The sequence below is a fragment of the Paenibacillus oryzisoli genome, from assembly GCF_001653565.1.
In the GTDB taxonomy this organism is placed as follows: Bacteria; Bacillota; Bacilli; order Paenibacillales; family NBRC-103111; genus Paenibacillus_E; species Paenibacillus_E oryzisoli.
This window is the reverse complement of record NZ_LYPB01000076.1, coordinates 221,746-243,779: the sequence shown is the minus strand read 5'-3', so window position 1 is coordinate 243,779 and position 22,034 is coordinate 221,746. Positions and strand designations below refer to the sequence as shown.

Here is a 22,034-nt window from a genome sequence, read left to right as displayed (position 1 = left end):
ATCTATTTACAAATTCATTGAAGCTAGATAATCGATCTGGTTCTTGACTTCCAACCAATTCGAAGCTCGGTACATAAACTCATTTGCAAGACTCTGATTGTACGGTTGATCAAATAAGATGACTGGCCTCTTAGCCGCAGCTAGCGCTTCTGCATACCCGTATTTATTTCCTTTTTTCACCAAAAAAAGACCACCGCGAATTTCCGCAGCAGCCTTATCTCATCTCAAGTCTACAAACCAATCTTGAATACAGCAATCTCTGGCGAACAAGCCAAGCGTATCGGTAACAACCGCGAGGTTCCGAGCCCTCGATTAATATAGAAATGCTTTCGCTTATCGATACGTTTAAGCCCGACATGATAGTTTTTATATGCGCCAATCGTTCGACCCAATAACCTAATTTGCCCCCCATGCGTGTGTCCTACGAGCAATAAGTCATAGGGAATGTGCTGATGAAGTGATGTTTCAATTATACTCGGTGAATGAGCTAGCATGATGATGACGTCATAATTTTGGAGCTTTTCAGCTGATATATGTAGCTTCTCTTTACCATATAAGGAGTTATCAAATCCATAGATCAACCACTTCTTATCTCCAATCTCAACAGGGAAATCACGGTTAGATAACACCGTAATATTCGCGTCTTGAATCGTACGCAGAATCTCCTCGTAGTCTTGGTCCGAACATAATTGGAGACGGGACTGCACGACCCCATAACGTTCATGATTACCTGGAACAAATAATAATCGCTCGCACTTGATCTGACGAATTTCCATCAAAACTTGGTCCAGTTGCTCTTTGGTAGACGCCAAATCACCTGTAATCATTACAAAATCAGGGTTCACGTTATTCACCAAAGTACTCAAAGAACCATTGATGAAACGGGTTTGTCCATGCAAATCAGAAATTTGTACAAGAGTAACATTCTCTTTCACTGGATCACCTAATTGAGTAAAGGAATATTTCACCCACAGAGTGCTATATATAATAAATAGTGCTAGGAGCACTATTAGGGCTACTAGGATACCAACCATCACAATCACGCCACATCAACCTCCATTTATGAAGGACATTCCTGCCAATATACCTCTTTTTCAATGTAAATGCCACTTTTGCGAGATATTACCGGCCGGAATGGTGCGGTGCAATTCAATTAAATCTTTCCGAGTTAAGCATTCCTCATCTCAAGCACTGCTTAATGCAGATGTCGTAATGCTTCCAACTGTCGCAGACCAATGCTGGCTTGTGCCATCATCAGACGAACGTCGCTGCTCCAGCTCAGCAGCTGCATGCCGTGCTCAACACTTGTCTTCAGATGCGACTGGTCCGATGATATAATACCCGACCAAATCGCATGCCGATGAGCAGCTTTCCCGAGTTTGCTTATAGCTCCGTTGAGATGAGCTCTCGCTGCTTCAGTACTCAGCGCATCTCCATCTCCCCCAATATCCTGAAGTAGGTCATTAGGTCCAAGCAGCATGCCATCGATGCCGGTTACCGCACAAATCTCATCTATCCGCTCCAAACCTTCTACCGTCTCTATCTGTCCGAGCAGAATCGTATCTTCGTTCGCTTGCCTCATGTAAGCTTCTGCATCAGGAACCTCATAGCCGGCATGCGTTCGGTTCAGGGCTACGCCCCTTTTCCCTATCGGCCTGTATTTGGCGTACTCCACAACCCGTTGCATGTCCTCCGGTCCCGATACCATCGGCACCAAGAGACCGCTAGCCCCCATGTCCATGTATTTCAATATACAGGTCCGAGTCGTATCCGGAATTCGTACGATCACTGACATTCCCCACCCCTTGGCAACGGCAATCATATTAGCCACAGACGTATAATCGAAGTAACCATGTTCACAATCCACAATCACATATTCGAAGCCGCTGACCTGGAGCATGCGTGGAAGATTCGGTGTATTAAATTCCACCGCCATCGTTCCAATCACAAGCTCGCCGGACTTCAGTCTGTCTTTTAAAACGCTCATGTCACGCCCCCTTATTATTGGCATGTAATTTCTGCAGCAATACTTCTCGCGTTTCTTCCACGCTGGCGTACAAGCCTTCGCTTACTAGCGCTAGTCGCAGTAAGCCGAGAAAAACTTCGTCACGTTCGGGAGCCATGACGGCTTCAATTCCGACAGCCTTCGCAATCGCATCCCGCAAAAAAGCGTTTTTCATCATCACCCCGCCAGAAAAAGTGATTCGCCTGATCGCTTCGCCAGCTGTTGCCAGTACATACAGATTACGCTCATAAATCGCGGCGATTTCTTCCATTGCAGCGGCAAACAGGCCGCCAACTTGCAAATTATCGCCATTAATACAGTCAATCGCTCCGCTGTCAGTACCTGTTTGTCCTCCGTAAAATCCAACATGTACATGTAGCTGTCCTTTACCTGCTTGCCTTTCCCCAGCTAAGAACTTTTGCGAAAAACTGTCTGCTTCTGCTAATAGCCGCTCCCACAGCGTATCTTCTGTTAATGTTATCCCATAGATCGATTGTCCCACATCGGCAATAAAACGAACGAGTACTGCCATATTCCGACCACCAGGCAGCTTCGTAATTGTAGGTAAATAGCGACCTTCAAAATAAGGCCGCAACTCCCACTCACCGATCCGATAGGCATCCGACACTCGCGAGATCCAGCCAGCTGTTCCCATGTTGACGATGGCCTCGTTCTTCGCATCAGCTAGACTCCCTAGTACAGATGCCTGATGATCGCCAATGTCGGGATACACTGGAACCCCTCCCCACCGGCTATGATAATGACCCACACTATCAATACCAACCACAATCCGAGGGAATTGCAGCGCTTGGCAACCGACAGCGCTAACGATATCTTTATCCCATTTTCCTGCCCGAACATCAACAAGTCCGGTAGGCGCTGCATTCGTGATATGACAAACATGACTCCCCGTCAAGCTTTGAATTAAATAGCCGCCTAGAGTGCACAGTCGTTTAGAGTCTAATGTTTGTATATCATTCATGGAGGCAGCACATGCTTTACCCTGCCTCTCCCGCTTAATCTCCAGCCCCAAATCCGCTTGCTGCAGCATATGAAATAAACCAACCGCAGCCACTCCGGGCTTCTCCCATAGTCCGGTCCGTCTCCAAGCTTTCTCCCCTACCCGATCCATCAGTGCGGAGAAATAGCTTGTGCCAAGCTTATCAGCGTACTCTAAGCCACGCTCGTCCTGCCAGCTAATATAAGGGGTATCAGCTACGCCATACTCATCGGTTATAATAAATCCATGCATTTGCGTCGTAATCCATATCCCCTTACATCCTGGACAACTGGCCAATTGGCGATCGATCAACCCTTTCATCAGTTCAAGCAGTTGGATCGCATTCCATTCCTTACGCAGTGGATTTTCATTGGGAAGCGGTTCGGGCATACGAATTGATTCCATATGCGTAATCGCAAGATTCTGAACATCGAGCTGACCCGCTTTAAGAAATGTACTTCCCACGTCAATCGCAATATATCGCATCCAAGATTCCTCCACAAAAAATCTTCATTTACATCATGCAGGTACCTTTCATGAATTAAACAATGTATTTCAACTGCTCTTGCCAAAAAGCGCAACAACCCTATCTACAACCTCTTTATTAAACACTGCCACTCCATCAGAACGCACTTCGATCATACCCAACCATGGGTTATAGGCATAAGGATTATGTCCAATTTCATACAATAACACGCCAGTCACTCTGTCATCCTTCTCAACACCCTCGACGAATTCCGCCCGCAAATCATCTCCCTGTGCGATATAGCAATGAACCCACAGAGGTTTGTGCAATGACGCTGCCCGGTCCTTAATCTGTGTAGACAATGAGTTTCGATAAGTGCCCCAATTGTAATCTTTGATTGTAATCTCATCGGCAAGCTCGATCAATTTCTCCCAATCTGGAAGAACCTTCGGCATTGCCCAAAACCCCAGTTCACCAAATGAACTGGATAATCGCGGGTTTTCATAGCAATCGTGGAGATGAATCTGAACCATTTTGTGATGCTCATGCAGCACATGCGCAGCTTCAGTGACAAATTGCAGATAAAATCCCCCTCGGATCCTCATCACATTGATCGGATCTGCTGGTTCCGTCAGGATATCTATGCCGTATTCTTTTCGATAAGCTTCAACAATCGGTGAATTGTAGCCGTAGTTTACATAATCACTAACCATACCCGAGTGATTCTGTAACCGAAAATCCACACCATCGATACCAACCGCTATCAATTTTTTCACGACATCCAACCAATATTCCCGCACTTCTGGATAGGCTTCGCAATGGGTGCCTTTCATATATGTCATCTTTCCCCGTGCAATTCCATAGCAGGTGCCTCCCATCCAGCCATTGCCCCAGATACCTGCTCCATACCATTCAAATTCAAACCCATTGCGTTTAAAAATAGACTTAGCTCCGTTATTACTGCCAGAACCAGCATCCTCTTTGATAGGATACGTAGGATCAAACCATTTATCCGTTCCAGGTGCGAATGGTTGGAACGGATCCTCAGCATCACTGTCTGTAATATTAGTTACAGCTTCGTTTCGTACATAAGGTGTACAGGTCACCGGAATCTCGCCCATATCGCCATATACACGAATCATGGAATACGGAATCATCACGACCTGCTCCTGCTCCATTTCCATCGTTATTGCAAGATAGCCAGCATCCGGAGGAATATTCAGCGAGATAATGTGCACTTCCCGACATCGCTTCGGTTCATCAAACAAGGGCAATCCGTTTGCATCAAATAGAGGCTTAACAACCAGCTCCTCACGTATTTCCAAGCTTCCTTCATAGAGCTGATAAGCGCCATTATCGACACTCGTCCACAATTGAATTCCCTTCATCGGATGATCAATCAGGCTAGCGTCCGGTTTAGAGGCAAATACATCCGACCGATCATAGCCGATTCTTTCCTCAACTTGATCCAAACAGAAGCTAAGCGTTAGACGCGTAATCGGCTGAGCAATCAATTGCTCATAATTCGGAATAGGTTTCCGCATCACTCTCATGTTGCCATGGTCAGGCAGAAATGAGTCCAGTCCTATGCGTTCTCCCCCGATGCAAGAAAGGGAACGGCCCTTGAACAAACCTTGCCTTCCATGAGGAATCGTATAGCCGCCTCCGCCTTCATAAGGTTTCATAACAGCAAAGGCCTCCATGCCTACTCGATGCGCTTCGAATATATGTTCAAATACAGGATCTCCTACAGATAGAATAGATTCTATGCTGTAATTACCCGCTTGATTGTCTGGATTCATCACGCTCAGCCACGGATTGCTGTACATTGGATAACCGGGCAAGGAGATCACAAGGTAAACACGTTTATAGCCGAGTTGGGCAAGCAGCTCCATTTTATTGCGAATTGATCCATACCGATAAGGCACACCACATAGATCTGGAAAAACATCGATAACCGGTGCAACATTCTTGGGAAAGCATTTACTCATGTTAACTCGATCCCTCCCTTGATTCAGTTTATAGTAACCGCTTTCACAAGCAGCCTACCTCTATTATAAATCTTGCTTCGACCCTGATCATTTAAAAAATATGTACTAAAACATCAAATTTTCAATACGCTGCTCCCTGACTCATCCACTTCCATCTTAATAATTGTTTGCTTCCATAGGTGAAAAAAGACCATCAGAATGATCATTCTGACAGTCAATCGCTTATTGTTGTTTATAACACCGTTTGTGGATTCAACGCAGCTGGCTTCTCACAGCTGCTCTTCGTTACATAATGCCGCCCCGCTTCTGAAGCATCATGGAAACCATGCATCGCCTCAAGCACGTGGTAAGCTAACTCACCATTAGCACGGTGTGCGGAGCTGTCTCCTGTGATGAGCGCCTGCGCCATAGCCGCAACTCCTAGTCCACGGTTTGGGTCTTTGTAGCCGTGTGAAAGCGGAATCGGTTCCCAATCGGAACCGTTTTTGCGAATCATCACCTGATCGCCGAACGTATTCGGGTCAGGTACACGTAAGGATCCGTGGCTGCCATAGATTTCAATAGAATATCCGCACAAGCGTAAAGCTCAAGATGCGCATATCCAGGAATGTTTTTCATATAAGCTGCACTAATATTCCCACAGCCAATAATACCAACCTTCATTTTGTTCATCTTCTTACTTCCCCCTTACGATTAGCGCGTTGCCCATAGCAACCCGCGTCGCATTAATTCCAATGTTTCCGGCATACGCACAATGTTAGCTTGATGACCCAGTGAGTTATAGTACACTTTGCCTGCGCCGTATGTTTTCGTCCACACAACGGGCATCTCAACGTCATCGAAGTCTGTCACCGCATGCACGTTAATCGCTGGATCGACATGCATATAATATTTTTCCGAAACGACCACAAAATCACCGATGCCCGCAGTCAAGGGCTGCTCACTATCCTTGAAACGAACCTTATACGTTACGCCACCATTTCCTGGATGAGCCACCCATTGGCCGCCAACCATATATTGATACTCCACTTCGTTACGGAATGAATCCCCCATGCCGCCGTGACAGCCTGCAATGCCTGTGCCGCCTACTTTAACTGCGTTTATCAATGGATACAATTGTTCATTCTCGATTTTACCCATCGTCCACACGGGTACGATCAAATCAACATTAGCCAAGCGTTCCTTATCACGGAAGCTGTCCAATGTATTAGAAACTTCCACAGCATAATTCTCTTCCCGCAGCAAACCTGTAAAAATACCCGCAACCTCCTCGGGTTGATGACCCTCCCAGCCACCCCATACAATTAAAGCTTGTTTCTGACTCATTGTAAACCGCTCCTCCCTATATCTTAGACTTCGCTAATTTTCACCCAACGACGCTTGCGAGCGATTGATCCACCGACGCGTTGCCTCCCTTGATTCTGTTTATAGTAACCGTTTTCACTAACAGCTTGCCTCTATTATAAATCTTGCTTCGACCTTGAACATTTAAAAAATATGTACTTAAGCATCAAATTTTAACTAAGCCTTCTTCTGATCCATCCACTGCTTCTTGAATTAAAAAGCAAGTTCGTGGAAGTCAAATTCCAGTCGGCTGTCCCAAAAGACAAACCTGAGAAAAGGAAACTAGGATACGGCGTAGAATTGTAGCTGGTTGAGGTTAGTTTGTGGCTTGCAATCGTAAGGTGACTGCCGATTCGTATTTAGATGTATAAACTACAGCTAAATTGCTCGAATCTGAGGTATTTTCGCGATTTAATGGAAATAATACATTTAATTTGTATATAATTTCAAAAATCGAGCAAATGGACGGAATATAACTTCAAGAACTACAGTTAATCTTTCAATTTTAAGAAATCCGTTTCAAATAGATGGAGAAACGCCCATGACGACTACCGACGTCACCCCCAAGAATGAAAATAATGTGGTTTACTGAACTGAGTTTCAATTTCTTTAAAACCGTTAAAAATGAAAGATAACAAATCAATGGACGAGGATTTATTGGGGCTTGACCCTGTTGGAGAAACCGTTCTATTGCCGCCCTCGAGCACCGCCAATTGCACTCCCATGTGCGTGTATAAAATTACAATTCTACGGGGGCAAGATTTGTTAATTTCTATGAAAGCGGGAATGAGTTTGGATGCCATACGTGAGTGTTGCGCAGGCTTGGATGTTCATCAAAAAACGGTAGTTGCTTGTATACTTACAGGTGATGTAGAAGCAAAGCCAAAATCGCTGATTCAGACATTTGGAACAACGACTAAAGAGCTTCTTCAACTTCAAGATTGGTTACTAGAACATGGATGCCAAGAAGTTGCGATGGAAAGTACAGGTGTGCTTTGGAAACCAGTTTGGAATGTTTTAGAGTCGACGTGCAACTTGGTTTTAGCTAATGCTCGAAGAATAAAAAACATACCTGGACGTAAGACGGATAAGAAAGATGCCCACTGGATTGCTCAACTTCACCGCTGCGGTCTTATTGAACCAAGTGTCGTATTACCTGAGCATATGCGAGATTTACGTGACTGGACTCGGTATCGTGTAAAGCTTGTTCAAGCTATAACGGCAGAAAAGAATCGCATCCACAAGATGCTTCAAGATGCCAACATCAAGCTATCGAGTTTTATGTCGGATGTGTTTGGGGTATCGGGACGATTGCTTTTACAAAAGCTCATGGATGGCGAAGTGCTGGAAGAAAATGAAATCAAAAGCATAGTCAAAACTAGACTTAAACAAAAAGTGCCTGAACTTATTGAAGCACTTAATGGTAAACTGCGCGTTCATCATCGCAAGCTAATGACCTTTCATTGGAAGCACTTAACGTACCTCGAAGAACAAGTAGAGCAATTAGAGACTCAAATCGATAGAGAGTTAAGTATCTACAAAGAGGAAATCGACTGGTTGGACTCCATTCCAGGCATTGAAAGAGATACGGCTGCAGCCATTTTTGCTGAAATCGGCCCCAACATCCATGAGCGATTCCCCACGGAGGAACAATGGGCAGGTATTTGTCCTGGTAATAATGAAAGTGCGGGGAAAATAAAAAAAACAAAAAGCCCTCAGGGAAATAAATATCTGAAACGAGCACTGACCCAAGCATCGTGGGCAAATGATAAATCTCAGAACCGTATCGGGCAACATTTTAGGCGAATTCGAAAACGAAGAGGTGATAAAAAAGCGAGTGTAGCAACAGCTCATTTAATACTCCGGATTATATATGCAATGATGAAAAACAAGTCAGCATACAAAGAAATAGACGTGCCTGAGCGCACGCCTAATGAGAAAACATTAAACTATTACTTAAAGCAAATCCAAGACATGGGGTTCGAGATAAAAGTAAGCTCTACGGAAACGAGTTAATTTTTTTTTCGAATATAACCATTTTCAGGTGGAGGGTCTTTTTTTTGCTTTAAGAGGTAGTATCGACGTAAAAGTGACGTTTCAAACCCATGCTAAGTTAGTTTAGCAAGTAAAGTTACGTTTTTATTTTCGTATAAAAATCCAGTTATATTACGGAAGGCAGGTTTATTAGCTCATCCGTTATTGAGAAAAACTTCTATCGAAGTCCTTCGAGGATGTGCGACCGCGTTTTAAAGGTAGTTTTTATCGCCAATTATCAAGATGTTTTCGGGAACCGAAAACTTATACTTTCTAATGTGGTAACAAAAAGAGGCCGTTTCAAAAGTCCGAACGGACTTTTGAGACAGCCTCCTCATCGAACTCAAGCCAAGTACAATTACAGCTTATGAGTTCAAACAATTTAATCCTATGGGAGTATTATAGGTCTTCTCCAAGCCTTTCCGCTATCCGGTGCAAGTTCGTTAAGCTAAGCTTCACGCAGTCCATCGGATTGCCTTGACACACATCCTGCTCCACAACATACCAAGCAACACCATTCCCCTCACCCCATATTAAAATAGGATCGAAATTGATCACGCCGGTGCCAATTTCCGCAAACGATCGACTCTCATCGTCTCGCATATCTTTCAAATGAATCGTTGGCATCCGATGGCTGTACAAACGAATAAATGCAGCCGGATCTTGCCGGGCTTTCGCCACCCAATACACATCAACTTCAGCCAATACGGCATTATCAGCAGAAGGCTCAAGGATATATTCCAACGCATTCTTACCATTAATAATGGTTTCAAACTCGAAAGCATGGTTGTGGAAGCTGAGCGTGAAACCACCCGGTTGTATCTTCTTCGCAGTATCATTTAATTGAGCGTGAAATTGCTCGAATCCTTCCTCGTTCCGTAGCTCACGGGGTACTGTAGGACATATTAAAGTTGACGTATTCAATCGTCTTGCTTCCGTGAGCACGCTCTCTAGTTCACTGTTTAAACGCTCGAACGAAACATGCATACCTGCCGTTTGTAAGCCTGTTCCTTGCAGCACTTCGGCAATCTCTTCTGCTGAATAACTGTGCAGTCCAGCAAATTCAACGCCTGCCCAGCCCATTCCCTTCAGTTCTCTTAGTACGCCTGGGAAATCTTGTGCGCATTCGTTACGCAGGGTATACAGCTGTACAGCAAATTTCTGTTTCATGGTATAGGCCGCCTTCGCTATGATTTAGTAGGGTTATTCCTTATTCCGTGGGAGGTGTCGAATCAGCCGCTCGTAATTTTGCTATGCCATTCGCCTCCTGCAACACAATTCCGAAATACCCAGCTTCCATGATGGGATTCGTCGTATCTACATAATCAAATACGGTTACACCATCGACTTTAAATGAAACATGAACAGTTCCGCCGGATTCATTTACGGCCCCCAGCTCTATGTTGTACCATTGACCAGAGGTTAGAATGACATCATTATTAGACACAACAGCTAGATTGCCATAACTGATCCCACCATTGCGCTTTTGCAGTTCCAACTGGTCGCCCTTAATGACAATAAAATAAGAGTCCGTGTTTGCGACTTTGGTTGCTATGACATCTTTGCTGGATTGTCTTATTACAAAACCATTCCATTGCTCCAAATCCTCCAAATAGAAATCAAATGTCAGGATTTCGCGAAGATCGACCTTTTCTTTATACACAATCTCCGTAACACTTCCTGTAACCCCCATGGATAATTCATATACGTTGTGAGTAACAGCTATACGGGGCGGTACGGCATCACCTGTTTCACTCCATTTAACAAGATCGGTATCGAAAGTCCGGAAGGCAATATTCCTCTGGGTAATTGCTTCCTGTATCGCCTGCCATAGTGTTTCGGTTGCCGTGTTCACTTCCTCTTGCAGCTTGGACTCCGCTTCTGCCATAATCAGCTCAGCATCAACAATTGCGGCCTCAAGCGTAGATTTGGCACCAACTACGTATTGTCCAGGTTCAATTCCTTCCTCTATTGTTCCCACTAATGCCACTGCTCGGATAATTGCGAGTTCCAAATTAGCCGTGTCGGCTTTGTTTGCTGCGAGATATTCCTCAAACGACATTGTCGTAAATGAATACACTTGGCTATGGCTGACCGGTATACCTATTCTAGAATTGGCATACGTAGCAGCTGTAACCGTCCAATAATAGGTGTGGTCATATTGGAAATAAGCATCGTTTGCCAATCGATGGTAAGGCTTTTCTGTATCGATAACTCTCACGTCTTGCGTCAATACTTCGTCCGTAGCCACCGTAACAATGTAATGGTCTGCTCCAGCCGCTGGGGTCCATTGCAGCAAGACATCACCTGAATACACTTCCCCATGACTGCCATTACTAGGACCGTAGGGATTGAAGTCTCCTATCCCCCTCTTGGTTCCGATAATACCTATTTGCTCGAAAGGAATCGGTTTATACGCGAATTCTAGCTCCACGCCACTCTTTAGAGAAAAGTCTCCGTTAACAGAGTCGACAAAAGGATCTATATCCGTAACCAAATTAGGTTCTACTGTATGATTGGTTCCGTTGGCTATTATATTTTTGTGATCATAGGAAATATTTCCGATAAATGTATTGCCAGTGGCTTTTACAAGCTCACGTTCCTTGGCCGTTATGACATAAGCACTGCCCAGCGTTGCCCGTTCGGCAAGTACCTCTCCCATCTTATCGTAATAGTCACACAGGGCAGGCTGTCTACTACTCAAGGCAGCTTTCGCTGTACTTGACATACTTTGATACAGGTTATAACTGGATTGTAATAGTGGAGCACGGAGTAGACGCTGTGGCAGTGTAAAGTTGTCAAAATTAGAGCTTCCCCAGATGGAGGCAATCGAATTTGACCTGCCATGCATGACGATGTTATTCGTCACTACATTGTCTCCACCAGAATTCGTGAAAAATCCAGTTGGTATGTTATTCATTACATTTCCGTATACATAATTCTCAGATGAGCTTTCGTCAAAATAAATGCCGTGCGGATTGTAGCTCTCCGATGAAATACCGATGTCATGAATATAGTTGTAGCGATAATGATTGCCTTTGGATACCGGAAAGCCTATGGCGTAGATTGCCGCGCTATCATAAGTATCTACAGGTCCGCCGACAATCTCGTTATACTCGACGATTGACTCGTTGACATTGGTGGTATAAATACTGACACCGTAAGTGCCTTGAATCAAATTGTGCGAGACTACATTGCCTACGCCATTTAAGTGAACATATCCGTACTCGGGATTGAGTCGGCCGGTATTGTAAATATAGCTGTTTTGCAGAAAGTTCTGATCCGGCGTGTAATCAAAATAATCGGAATCCGTTGTAAAACTCGCGGGATTATTCCCAGTATCGTGAATGGTGGATTGGATGAGTCCACTTTTTTTGCCAGCTATCACGACACCGGTTTGTGCAACATACTGTACGGTGCTGTTCTGGATAACCGTCTTGTAATTGTTGTTATCCATTACAATTCCATTTTTGCCGCCGTATTCAATGTTTAAGCCATTTAACACGACATTTCGTGTTCCTTTTAATTGCACAATATCATGAGGTTTGGACACAAACGTCACTTTTGCATATGTTAAATCGTGCATCGGATACATATACAAAAGCCCATTCACCGTATCTAGAAAGAACTCGCCAGGTACATCCATTTCCTCAAGAACATTATAATAATAGTAGGTCTGGTCGGGACCGCTTAATGCGCCGAGAGTAGTTCCTCCAGCCAGCTTAATACTGGATGAACTTTGCTTAATGTCGGAAATACGCAGATTTCGTGTATCCCATTCCGCAAACAATGATCCATTCAGCCAAATGTTGTCATTATCCAGCCATTTAAAGGGTCTATTATTGGGCTCAACAAATTCAATGCCTGTGGAACTCGCATTCGTTCCTTGAGCAAAACTGCTGTAACTAGCTGTTACAGGCCCAATATCAAGCACCTTGCCAAGTGGAAGCTTGGTAACATTGGGATAACGAGCTAACCTCATCGCCTCGCCATCCATAAATACCTGGTAAGTCGGACCGCCAGGCCGGCCAGAAACGATAGAGCCGTAATCAGTAATGCCAAGTGCTCGCAAATCAGTCACTACAATATGATCCAATGCTGTGGAAGGCAATCTTTCTCTTACCGACTCATCTGTTACAGGGGAGAAGTCGTCGCCGCTTATTTCAACACCACTTGCGATATGCACTTCTTCATTCAAGTACGCGCTTAGGATCACAGGCGATTCGTTAGTTCCAGAATGTTGCTCGCCAAGTACAATGGGTTCTTCGGAGATATAAGTACCTTCACGTAGGTAGATCACAATCCCTTTGACGTTCAAACTGGCCCGAATCAAGGGAATGTAGCTCAATGCTTTTTGAATGGTACGCAATGGCGCTAATTTACTGCCGCTATTGGTGTCGCTTCCGTCTGGTGCAACATAAATCTCTACTTCACCTTGAACTACTGCAGGTACAATGACGTTGGCAGCTTCCGCAGCATCACCAAGCTCCTCTAACCGCTGTTCATACCGATGGAATACAGATTCGCCGTCCAGTTCAGCATCATAGCTTGTCGGCAACCCCAAATCAACGTCCAGCGGCATGCCATCCGCTCCTCGCTGGCCGATCGAAAAGCCTTCATCGGACAATTGCCAACGGGCATCGGTTGACCCATCGCCTGGTTCATAACCTAATGAATATTGGAATGGAATCTGCAGGGTAAACAGATTGGCTGTACCGTATGGGGCTGTGATAAGCGGTACATCCAGCACATATTGATCTTGCGTCTTCAACACCGAAAGTCCTAGAGCCGGCAATGCACCGGGATTAAACTCCAGTTTCAGTCGGCTATCATCCGTCAGCTTTAAACTGTCCAAGCTGCTCCAAAAAGCCGCATTCGTACTATCCAACCTCAAGTAAGAGTGGCTCAGCTTCAGCACATCTGCATTTCCTAGCGTACTCCCTGGACTTGCTAATTCTTCTTCAGTCCCGAACCCGTCCAACACCACTGTTCTTTCTCCGACAACATTCGCTCCCGTTGCTGAACCATAAATAGATCCTGCTGTGGCATTGTGATAGACAGCGACCGTCACATTTCCATACAAGGTTGGCGTATAGGACATGTTGCTGCCGCTTGGTGGCCGGACATATGGATTGGCACCATATACAGCAGCTGTCACCGTTCCGCCTTTGATGTTGATTTCAACACCTTCATAAACGGTCCCCTCTTTATGGGCCCCATTGATATTGCCTACCGTCCCCCCGTTCATGTCAATCTTCACGCTTTTCTGATGAGGATTATCTGTATTCCCCGACCCCGTTCCGAAAATGTTGCTCACCGTTCCGCCATCCAACGTAATGTGGCTGCTGTAATTCTTCGCCCGCAGGATCGTGCCTTGATAGTAAGAACCACCCCCGTATACATTGTCGTATTTCCCGCTTTCTATCCTGATGGATGTATGGTTGATCGGAGTTGCGAGTCCGACATCCGCATTCGTCCCACCGTAAATATCCTTTACAACCCAATTACCAGATGCATTGGAGCTGATGCCTTTTCCAAAATGGATCGCATGGTAGCCTCCAAATAATGTAGCCAGCGCTGATGAGACGACGAGCTTCTCCAGCTTCGTGTCGCCAAATAGATGCAGTACCTTGTTGCTGAACGCCAAACTCCCAGTTGATGTGTAATCCTCTTCATCATATTGGCTTGTAAGCACGACTAGCCCCTGATGTGCCGGTAAAGCGTAGGCATCTGCCCTGTTCGCCGGTTTCGCCAGTCCTGTGTCACTTGAAATCGATACGGGGCCGGCAATCACGATAACCGCCTTTTCGCCAGCTTTCAAGGAATTCGCAAATGCTCCGTACGCCTCCGACAAATATTGAAAGGCATGATTCCGTGACGTGCCGTCTTCATCCCCTGATCCCACGCCATCGACATACACCACATAATCTGCTGGCGCGTCGGAAGAGCTTGGAGACAATTGCCAACACGCATCGGTTGACCCATCTCCAGGTTCATACCCTAATGAATACTGAAAGGGAGTTTGGAGGGCAAACAGATTAGCTGTACCGTATGGGGCGGTGATAAGCGGTACATCCAGCACATACCGTGCTTGCGACTTCAACACCGAAAGTCCTAACGCCGGCAATGCACCGGGATTAAATTCCAGTTTCAGACGGCTATCATCCGTCATCTTTAGACCGTCCAAGCTGCTCCAAAAATCTGTGCTAGCACTACCCAACTTCAAGTTAGAGTGGTTCAGCTTCAGCACATCTGCATTTCCCAGCGTACTCCCCGGACTTGCTAATACTTCTTCCGTCCCGAACCCTTCCAGCACCACTGTTCTTTCTCCGACGACATTCGCTCCCGCTTCTGAACCATAAATAGCTCCTATTGTGGCATCTTGATAGACAGCAACCGTCACACTTCCATACAAGGTTGGCGTAAAGGACGTGTTGCTGCCGCTTGGAGGCCGGACATATTGATTGGCTCCATATACGGCAGTTGTCACCGTTCCACCTGTGATGTTGATTTCAACACCTTCATAAACGGTTCCCTCTTTATGGGCCCCATAAATATTGCCTACTGTTCCCCCGTTCATGTCAATCTTTACGCTTTTCTGATGAGGATTGTCTGTATTCCCCAGCCCCGTTCCATATATGTTGCTCACCGTCCCGCCGTCCATCGTAATGTGGCTGCTGTAATTCTTCGCCCGCAGGATCACGCCTTGATAGTAGGAACCGCCTCCGTATACATTGTCGTATTTCCCACTTTCAATCCTGATTGATGTATGGTTGATCGGAGCTGCGAGTCCGACATCCACATTCGTCCCACCGTAAATATCCTTGACAACCCAATTCCCCGACGCACTCGAGCTGATGCCTTTTCCAAAGTGAATCGCATGGTACCCTCCATACAACGTCGCCAGCGCTGAGGACACGACGAGCTTCTCCAGCTTCGTGTCACCAAATAGATGGAGTACCTTGTTGTTGAACGCCAGTGTCCCGGTGGAGGTGTAATCCTCCTCATCGTATTTGCTTGTAAGCACGACTAGCCCCTGATGAGCCGGTAATGCGTAGGCATCTGCCCTGTTCGCCGGTTTCGCCAGCCCTGTGTCACTTGAAATCGATACGGGTCCGGCAATGACGATAACCGCCCTTTCACCCGCTTCCAACGAACTAGCAAATACTCCGTACGCCTCTGACAAGTATTGAAACGCATTATTCCGTGTCGTGCCGTCTTCAGCCCCTGATCCTACGCCATCGACATACACCACGTAATTTGCCAGCGATTCGGATGGGTCTGGATCATCGGCATATAGGGAGACTGGAAAAAGTTGAAGCACTAATATGATTGCCAGCAATATGCTAACTATCCGATTGTTTACACGTAATCTCATTCTATTTTGCTGATCTTTCATCACTAATCCCTCCCGTATATAAAAAAGGAGGAAATGAAGATTACCTATTCTCCACTCCTCGGCTGTTTACAGTAGTTATTTCGCTCCGTGATAAGCTTTCGTATATTCGGCTATTGCATTATCACCACCTTGATTCCGTCAGCTCTCCATTTATTTGTTCCAACGGTCGAAGGCCGCTTGGTATACGTCGACCAGATCTTTTGAACCGATTTTCTGCATGGTAGCAATATACTCATCCCATTTGGAGATCGGTGTCTCGCCATAAATGAATTTGGCTTCTAGCTGTTCAGCGTATGTTTTGAGATCCGTTTGAATTTTATTTACTTTTTCCGTCTCCGCTGCTGTCAGAAAGACATTTGGATAAATTGGTTTTCCGTAAGGAATCTGGTTGTTCACGATATTCTGTGTTAAGAATATCGAATCTGGCGCTTCCTTATTACTGACTGAGAACTGATCTGTATAAGTCAAGCTCATATTAGTCACGAACTTCGAACGATAGGTATAGCTGTCAATATCTGCAGGTGCCTTAAATTGCCATGTGTTGTCGCTGTTCTTTACAACGCCCGCATCTTGCCGCAGCACACCCACCTCAGGACCAAAGCGAATGGACATACCTCCTTCTGGCGTATAGGCATAATCAAATAAACGCATGGTAGCTTCAGGATTTTTGTTTTTGGACGTAATGGCCATTGAACTCAGTCCACCTAGCGTTACAATGCGTTGGACAGGCCACATTTTCGTATTATTTTGTGGACTAGTTAGTGGTGGAAAGCTCGGATAGTCGGTATATTTCTCTGCACCTACGGAAAGAACTGGTGATGCATCAAAGAAGAAACCCACTAGTCCTTGTTGCGCTTTTCCCCGGTATGCTTGAATATTCTGTGTATAGTATTCCGGATCGATCAAGCCTTCTTTGAACAGCTTATTCATAAAAATCAAATATTCTTTATATTCTGGCTGCTCTGGCGCATAAATGACCTTGTTGCCCGATTTGTCTAAGGTAATGCCATTCCATGACCCTTCTACCAATCCAAGAGCACTTAAGACAATCATGCTCAGCGGGTTTGCTGTACTGCCTGAGGCTGGAATTTCATCCGCTTTGCCATTGCCATTCGGATCCTTCTCTTTAAACCCTTTCAGAACCGTATAAAATTCGTCCAGTGTGGTAGGCATTTTTAAACCTAGCTTATCCAACCATTGCTTATTAATCCAATACCGTCCTATTGAGGCTTCTCTTTTCACCGGATTAACACCGGGAAGCGCATATATGTTTCCTTTAGGATCCGTGATCGACTTTCTGACATCGGGATTTGCGTCCAAAAACTTTTTAATATTCGGAGCATACTTGTCGATTAATTCATTCAACCGAATCAGTTGTCCCTGCTGTCCATAATTCAAAACATCATTAGATGTAAATGCACTGTTTGTCATAAAGAAATCAGGCAATTCACCTGCAGCAAAGGCAAGATTCTTCTTTTCATTCCATGAAGCGTCGTCCACTTCCGTGGCAACGATTTTTCCTCCCAGCTTTTCTTCCAGATGTTTAGAAATCCAGAGGTCCTGCCAAGCACCCTGATTTGCCGCTTTTTTCACCATAATCGAAAGCTGTATGTTTTCATTGGATATCGGAAACCCAGTTGCATTAACTTTAGTTTTGGGAAGCTCTGATGCTTGTTTCCCTGTATCCGTAGGCTTAGCGGTATTCTGACCGTTTTCACTAGTACTGCTGCATGCTGTTACAATTAAACTCATTGCTAATGCAACTGCCATTGACGTTACAAACACCTTTTTCATTTTCGTCCACGCTCCATTTGATTTAGTATATACCTGTCAAACTTCCCCCTGCTTTTATTCCATACTTTTAGTTTTTTTACATAGACGATCACTTCCCTTCATTCTCCACCAGCCAGGTACAGTTTGCAACTACCCTTTGATTGCGCCAACTAAGAATCCCTTCATGAAATATTTCTGCAGGAATGGATAGACAATCAGCAGCGGAAGCGAGGAGACAATCACCAGACCGTATTTCATAATCTCCGCCATGTACATCTGTTTCATCTGACTTTCCATTTGATCAGTGGTCATATTAAGCATGTCGTTAACTTGATTAAGTACCAGAATTTCTCGCAGGATGAGCTGAAGGGGGTAAAGATCCCTATCTGACAAATAGATTAAAGCATCAAAAAATGAATTCCAATGAGACACACCATAGAATAAAGCCATCACTGCAATAATTGGCTTCGATAGAGGCAGCACGATACTCAAAAACAAGCGTGTATTCGAACAGCCGTCCATATGAGCGGATTCCTGAAGTTCAATAGGAATGCTTGTCTGAAAAAAGGTGCGCGTGATGATAATGTTCCACGTAAATGCCGCACTCGGCAACAGAAGCGCCCAGTACGTGTTTACTAGGCCAAGCTTCTTAACGACTAGAAATGTTGGAATGAGCCCGCCATGGAAAAACATCGTAAACACCAATAACAGTGTAATAAAATTCCTGCCCACCAAATCTTTTCTAGACAATGAGTAAGCACAAGTTAGCGTAATGAACAGATTAATTACGGTACCGATAACCGTATAAAAAATCGTATTGCGGTATCCAACCCATAGGGGGTTAAATTCAAAGATTCGTTGATAGCCTTCAAAGGTCAGTCCTTTTGGCCATAGCCAAACTTCCCCAAGACTAACCCTAATTGGATCGCTGACTGACGCTGACATAATGAAAATGATTGGATATAACACGCATGCCGTTATTAGCAGCAACAATAGGTTATTGACTTTGTTGAACAATTTATCTTTTCTCGTTTCGTAGAACACGTTCCCACTCCTCGCATCATCTATTTTAGAAGTTTCATTCAAGGGGCCACTTTACCAAAGGCTGCTTTGTTTCAGGCCTTTGGCTATTCTATTAACCATAACTAGGAGAATGAAATTGATTATGGAATTAAATAATCCGACTGCTGAAGCGAAGCTATACTGGGATTGTTGAATCCCTCTTCGATAGACATAAGTAGTAATAATGTCGGATGACTCCATGTTGAGCGGATTCTGCATCAAATATATCTTTTCGAATCCGACTGACATTAAATTACCAACACTAAGGATAAGCAGAATGACAATCGTCGGGAAAATTCCCGGGATATTAATGTACCAAATTCGTTGCATACGAGAAGCGCCATCTATAACAGCGGCTTCATTGATTTGCGGATCAATTGTCGCTAATGCTGCCATATAGATAATGGAGCTCCATCCAGCAGTTTGCCAAACCCCGGAGAATACATAAATCGTTTTGAACCACTCCGGAGAAGTAAGGAAGGGGATCGGACTGCCTCCAAAAAAATAAATTACCTTATTAATTAAACCGGTCTGCGGTGAAAGAAAAAAAGTTAACATGGATACAAGCACGATCGTAGAGATGAAATGAGGTGCATATGTAATGGTTTGCACCGCCTTTTTAAAACGCGCACTTCTCAACTCGTTCATCATAAGTGCCAATATGATAGGTACTGGAAAACCAATGACCAACGAATACACGGTAATTTCGATCGTATTTCTGAATAACTGCCAAAATAAATAAGAATTAACGAATTCACTAAAATGTTTAAGTCCTACCCATGAACTTCCCCAAATCCCTTGGGTAGTTACATAGTTCTTAAAAGCAATCTGCACACCGTACATCGGCCAATAATGAAATACCGCAAAATACAATAAAGCGGGTAATAGCAAGATATATAATTCATAATTTTTTGTTAACGCTTTCCACTTCATCTCGTCGTCTCCTCTTCTGTTATAAAACGCTTTCATTGATTTGATTATATCGTGGGTTCTAAAGGGTAAAATGCTAAATTTCTACGATAAAACATCAAAAATTATCACTCCATATTAGATCCAATCCATTCGTTGACGATTACTCTGATATTCATTAGAATACAAGTAATTCCCTAAGGCGGTGCTGCCCTCATGAGTAAGCAGACTAGATCTAATTTAACCGAGTTCATCAAGTTCATTAGGAGTCTGTTCCATTATTCCGCCAGTATTCAAGCAAAAATATTCGTTACCTTCAGCATCATCGTCCTGCTCTCGATTGCAGCTATTTCTGTAACTACCTACCTTAATTTCTCTCGTACCATTGAAAAAAATGCGATTAATTATGTATCTGATTCGGTCAAGCATGCGAATGATAACTTCGAATTGATTTTTGAGGACATCCAGAAAATCAGTACGGTAATCGTGACGAACAAAACTAATGTCATCGACGCGATTACGAGCTCTAACGATCCTGTTTCATTGGAAGGCTTCCGCGAGAAGCAGGATTCAGAGAATTTCCTCTTATCCTTAATCGCTTATAAGGCATCCATCTCGCGTATTGCCATCATTGGTTTGAATGGGAAAATATTCAATACTGGCGGTTCGTTAATCTTCAATTCTATTCTAGACCAGCCTTGGTTTGAAAGCGCATCCACTTCCAAAGACAAACAAATTCTGATTGATGCACCTGCAGTCGGAAGCGTATCCTTTACTCGAATCATTCGCCAGAATAATCGCCCTGTGGGAGTCGTCATCATTGATTTTGATAAAGACACAATTGAGCAAATGTTTGCGATCAATCCCGTTGAAGGCAGTTTGTTATATGTGGCTGATCCATTAGGGAATTTCATATTTCAACCGGAGCACGAACAAGTACAATCCAACATGCAGAACAGTCCACTGTCACCCTTCTATACATCGGTTGAGCCCCTAACCTCTCTTTCTAGTTCAGTCTTTGATCTTAACGATCATAAATATTTAGCGGTACGTTATCATTCCAACATAACCGGTTGGCTGACGCTTGGCTTAATCCCATATAAAGCACTGTTAAAGGATGCCTCAAGAATTCGCAGCCAAATCGGGCAAATCGTAGCACTCGTATTCTTTGTTGTGTTGCTTGTTTCTATTGCGCTTTCTCGCCAGATAACGAAGAATATTAAGCATTTCAGCTTTACAATGAAGAAGGTACAGGAGGGAAATCTTCATGCACGTCCTCATGTAGTCTCTAAGGATGAGATCGGCGACTTGAGCGAAGGCTTTAACCTGATGATGAACAACATTACGACGCTGATGAAAGAAATAAAAATTCAGGAGCAAGGAAAACGAGAAGCGGAGCTGTTTGCTTTGCAAGCCCAGATCAGGCCGCATTTCATCTATAACACTTTAGGTACAATTAAAAATTTGGCACGCATGCAGAACGTGAAAAATGTCGAAGAATTGCTAGGTTCCTTTATAGAATTACTACGGATGACATTGGGCCACACCAGGGAAATTATTACAATTCGTGAAGAATTGGATTATCTAAAAAGCTATATTCATATTCAAAAATACAAGTATCTGGATCGTATTACGGTCATGCTGCAGGCGGAGGATGATATTCTTGACTGTCAGACTCTGAAGCTCGTGCTGCAGCCGATCCTTGAAAATGCGATGATTCACGCCATTGGCCAGTCTGACAAGAATTTGTTCATTACCGTCCGCATCTACAGCGAGCTCAATCGAGTAAAGTTCGAGGTGACGGACAATGGCATCGGTATGACACCAGAACAAATCGAACGGGTGTTGGAGTCATCCGAGCATGACGAAAGCTTCAACGGCATTGGGATGAAAAACGTTAACGAACGCATCCGCAGAACCTTTGGCAATGAATACGGTATCGCTATCCTGAGTGAGGTGGGCATGTATACAACAGTGGAATTTACGATACCTGAAATGAGAAAAAGAAGTAAGGCATAGACCGCAATAACTATTAAAAAAGGGGTGTTGCT

General features: G+C 44.3%; 14 protein-coding genes and 1 pseudogene. 2 read left to right on the top strand and 13 right to left on the bottom strand.

Annotation, left to right across the window (positions count from 1 at the left end; translation table 11 throughout):
* Nucleotides 1-6 precede the first annotated feature (6 nt).
* The 8 genes and pseudogenes from A8708_RS35585 to A8708_RS22185 all read right to left on the bottom strand — a co-directional run bounded on the left by A8708_RS35585 (nt 7) and on the right by A8708_RS22185 (nt 6,788).
* A complete protein-coding gene (locus A8708_RS35585; RefSeq protein WP_157264953.1) occupies nt 7-180 on the bottom strand; it encodes a hypothetical protein in 174 nt (57 codons plus the stop codon).
* A 50-nt stretch (nt 181-230) separates the two neighbouring features.
* The gene (locus A8708_RS22210) at nt 231-1,034 is read right to left on the bottom strand and encodes a metallophosphoesterase (RefSeq protein ID WP_068667608.1); all 804 of its coding nucleotides are present in this window, start codon (nt 1,032-1,034) and stop codon (nt 231-233) included.
* A gap of 161 nt (nt 1,035-1,195) precedes the next feature.
* On the bottom strand, nt 1,196-1,987 hold the full coding sequence (locus tag A8708_RS22205; RefSeq protein ID WP_068667483.1) for an HpcH/HpaI aldolase family protein: 792 nt from the start codon (nt 1,985-1,987) through the stop codon (nt 1,196-1,198).
* Nucleotide 1,988: 1 nt separating this feature from the next.
* Complete coding sequence (locus A8708_RS22200) at nt 1,989-3,491, bottom strand: sedoheptulokinase (protein WP_068667482.1); 1,503 nt, start codon at nt 3,489-3,491, stop codon at nt 1,989-1,991.
* Nucleotides 3,492-3,560: 69 nt separating this feature from the next.
* Entirely contained in the window at nt 3,561-5,462 is a 1,902-nt protein-coding gene (locus tag A8708_RS22195; protein ID WP_068667481.1) for an alpha-amylase family protein, read from the bottom strand.
* Between the two features lie 232 nt (nt 5,463-5,694).
* Nucleotides 5,695-6,024, bottom strand: a pseudogene (locus A8708_RS22190) (gfo/Idh/MocA family oxidoreductase); the annotation flags it as partial.
* Complete coding sequence (locus tag A8708_RS35580) at nt 5,958-6,134, bottom strand: hypothetical protein (RefSeq protein ID WP_157264951.1); 177 nt, start codon at nt 6,132-6,134, stop codon at nt 5,958-5,960. The gene A8708_RS35580 and the pseudogene A8708_RS22190, both read right to left, overlap by 67 nt.
* A gap of 21 nt (nt 6,135-6,155) precedes the next feature.
* On the bottom strand, nt 6,156-6,788 hold the full coding sequence (locus A8708_RS22185; RefSeq protein WP_068667479.1) for a ThuA domain-containing protein: 633 nt from the start codon (nt 6,786-6,788) through the stop codon (nt 6,156-6,158).
* Nucleotides 6,789-7,430: 642 nt separating this feature from the next.
* Between A8708_RS22185 and A8708_RS22180 the strand changes: the two genes are divergently transcribed.
* Nucleotides 7,431-8,822, top strand: coding sequence for an IS110 family RNA-guided transposase (locus A8708_RS22180; protein ID WP_239696797.1), 1,392 nt, complete (start codon nt 7,431-7,433; stop codon nt 8,820-8,822).
* A 417-nt stretch (nt 8,823-9,239) separates the two neighbouring features.
* Here the strand turns inward: A8708_RS22180 and A8708_RS22175 are convergent, their stop codons facing one another.
* The 5 genes from A8708_RS22175 to A8708_RS22155 all read right to left on the bottom strand — a co-directional run bounded on the left by A8708_RS22175 (nt 9,240) and on the right by A8708_RS22155 (nt 20,007).
* A complete protein-coding gene (locus A8708_RS22175) occupies nt 9,240-10,010 on the bottom strand; it encodes a sugar phosphate isomerase/epimerase family protein (RefSeq protein ID WP_068667478.1) in 771 nt (256 codons plus the stop codon).
* 40 nt (nt 10,011-10,050) lie between these two features.
* A complete protein-coding gene (locus A8708_RS22170) occupies nt 10,051-16,239 on the bottom strand; it encodes a right-handed parallel beta-helix repeat-containing protein (protein ID WP_068667477.1) in 6,189 nt (2,062 codons plus the stop codon).
* A gap of 150 nt (nt 16,240-16,389) precedes the next feature.
* Nucleotides 16,390-18,033, bottom strand: coding sequence for a type 2 periplasmic-binding domain-containing protein (locus tag A8708_RS22165; protein WP_068667476.1), 1,644 nt, complete (start codon nt 18,031-18,033; stop codon nt 16,390-16,392).
* Nucleotides 18,034-18,162: 129 nt separating this feature from the next.
* A complete protein-coding gene (locus A8708_RS22160) occupies nt 18,163-19,056 on the bottom strand; it encodes a carbohydrate ABC transporter permease (RefSeq protein ID WP_082927696.1) in 894 nt (297 codons plus the stop codon).
* Between the two features lie 51 nt (nt 19,057-19,107).
* Nucleotides 19,108-20,007 carry an ABC transporter permease gene (locus A8708_RS22155; protein ID WP_239696796.1) on the bottom strand — a complete coding sequence of 300 codons (900 nt, stop codon included), beginning with the start codon at nt 20,005-20,007 and terminating at the stop codon, nt 19,108-19,110.
* A 192-nt stretch (nt 20,008-20,199) separates the two neighbouring features.
* Between A8708_RS22155 and A8708_RS22150 the strand changes: the two genes are divergently transcribed.
* Nucleotides 20,200-22,002 carry a sensor histidine kinase gene (locus A8708_RS22150; RefSeq protein WP_082927695.1) on the top strand — a complete coding sequence of 601 codons (1,803 nt, stop codon included), beginning with the start codon at nt 20,200-20,202 and terminating at the stop codon, nt 22,000-22,002.
* Nucleotides 22,003-22,034 lie beyond the last annotated feature (32 nt).

Bases quoted from the DNA above. Each gene is read 5' to 3' on its own strand.
- A8708_RS22210 (WP_068667608.1), bottom strand. From the start codon at position 1,034: ATGGTTGGTATCCTAGTAGCCCTAATAGTGCTCCTAGCACTATTTATT.
- A8708_RS22205 (WP_068667483.1), bottom strand. From the start codon at position 1,987: ATGAGCGTTTTAAAAGACAGACTGAAGTCCGGCGAGCTTGTGATTGGA.
- A8708_RS22200 (WP_068667482.1), bottom strand. From the start codon at position 3,491: ATGCGATATATTGCGATTGACGTGGGAAGTACATTTCTTAAAGCGGGT.
- A8708_RS22195 (WP_068667481.1), bottom strand. From the start codon at position 5,462: ATGAGTAAATGCTTTCCCAAGAATGTTGCACCGGTTATCGATGTTTTT.
- A8708_RS35580 (WP_157264951.1), bottom strand. From the start codon at position 6,134: ATGAACAAAATGAAGGTTGGTATTATTGGCTGTGGGAATATTAGTGCA.
- A8708_RS22185 (WP_068667479.1), bottom strand. From the start codon at position 6,788: ATGAGTCAGAAACAAGCTTTAATTGTATGGGGTGGCTGGGAGGGTCAT.
- A8708_RS22180 (WP_239696797.1), top strand. From the start codon at position 7,431: ATGAAAGATAACAAATCAATGGACGAGGATTTATTGGGGCTTGACCCT.
- A8708_RS22175 (WP_068667478.1), bottom strand. From the start codon at position 10,010: ATGAAACAGAAATTTGCTGTACAGCTGTATACCCTGCGTAACGAATGC.
- A8708_RS22170 (WP_068667477.1), bottom strand. From the start codon at position 16,239: ATGAAAGATCAGCAAAATAGAATGAGATTACGTGTAAACAATCGGATA.
- A8708_RS22165 (WP_068667476.1), bottom strand. From the start codon at position 18,033: ATGAAAAAGGTGTTTGTAACGTCAATGGCAGTTGCATTAGCAATGAGT.
- A8708_RS22155 (WP_239696796.1), bottom strand. From the start codon at position 20,007: ATGAAGTGGAAAGCGTTAACAAAAAATTATGAATTATATATCTTGCTA.
- A8708_RS22150 (WP_082927695.1), top strand. From the start codon at position 20,200: ATGAGTAAGCAGACTAGATCTAATTTAACCGAGTTCATCAAGTTCATT.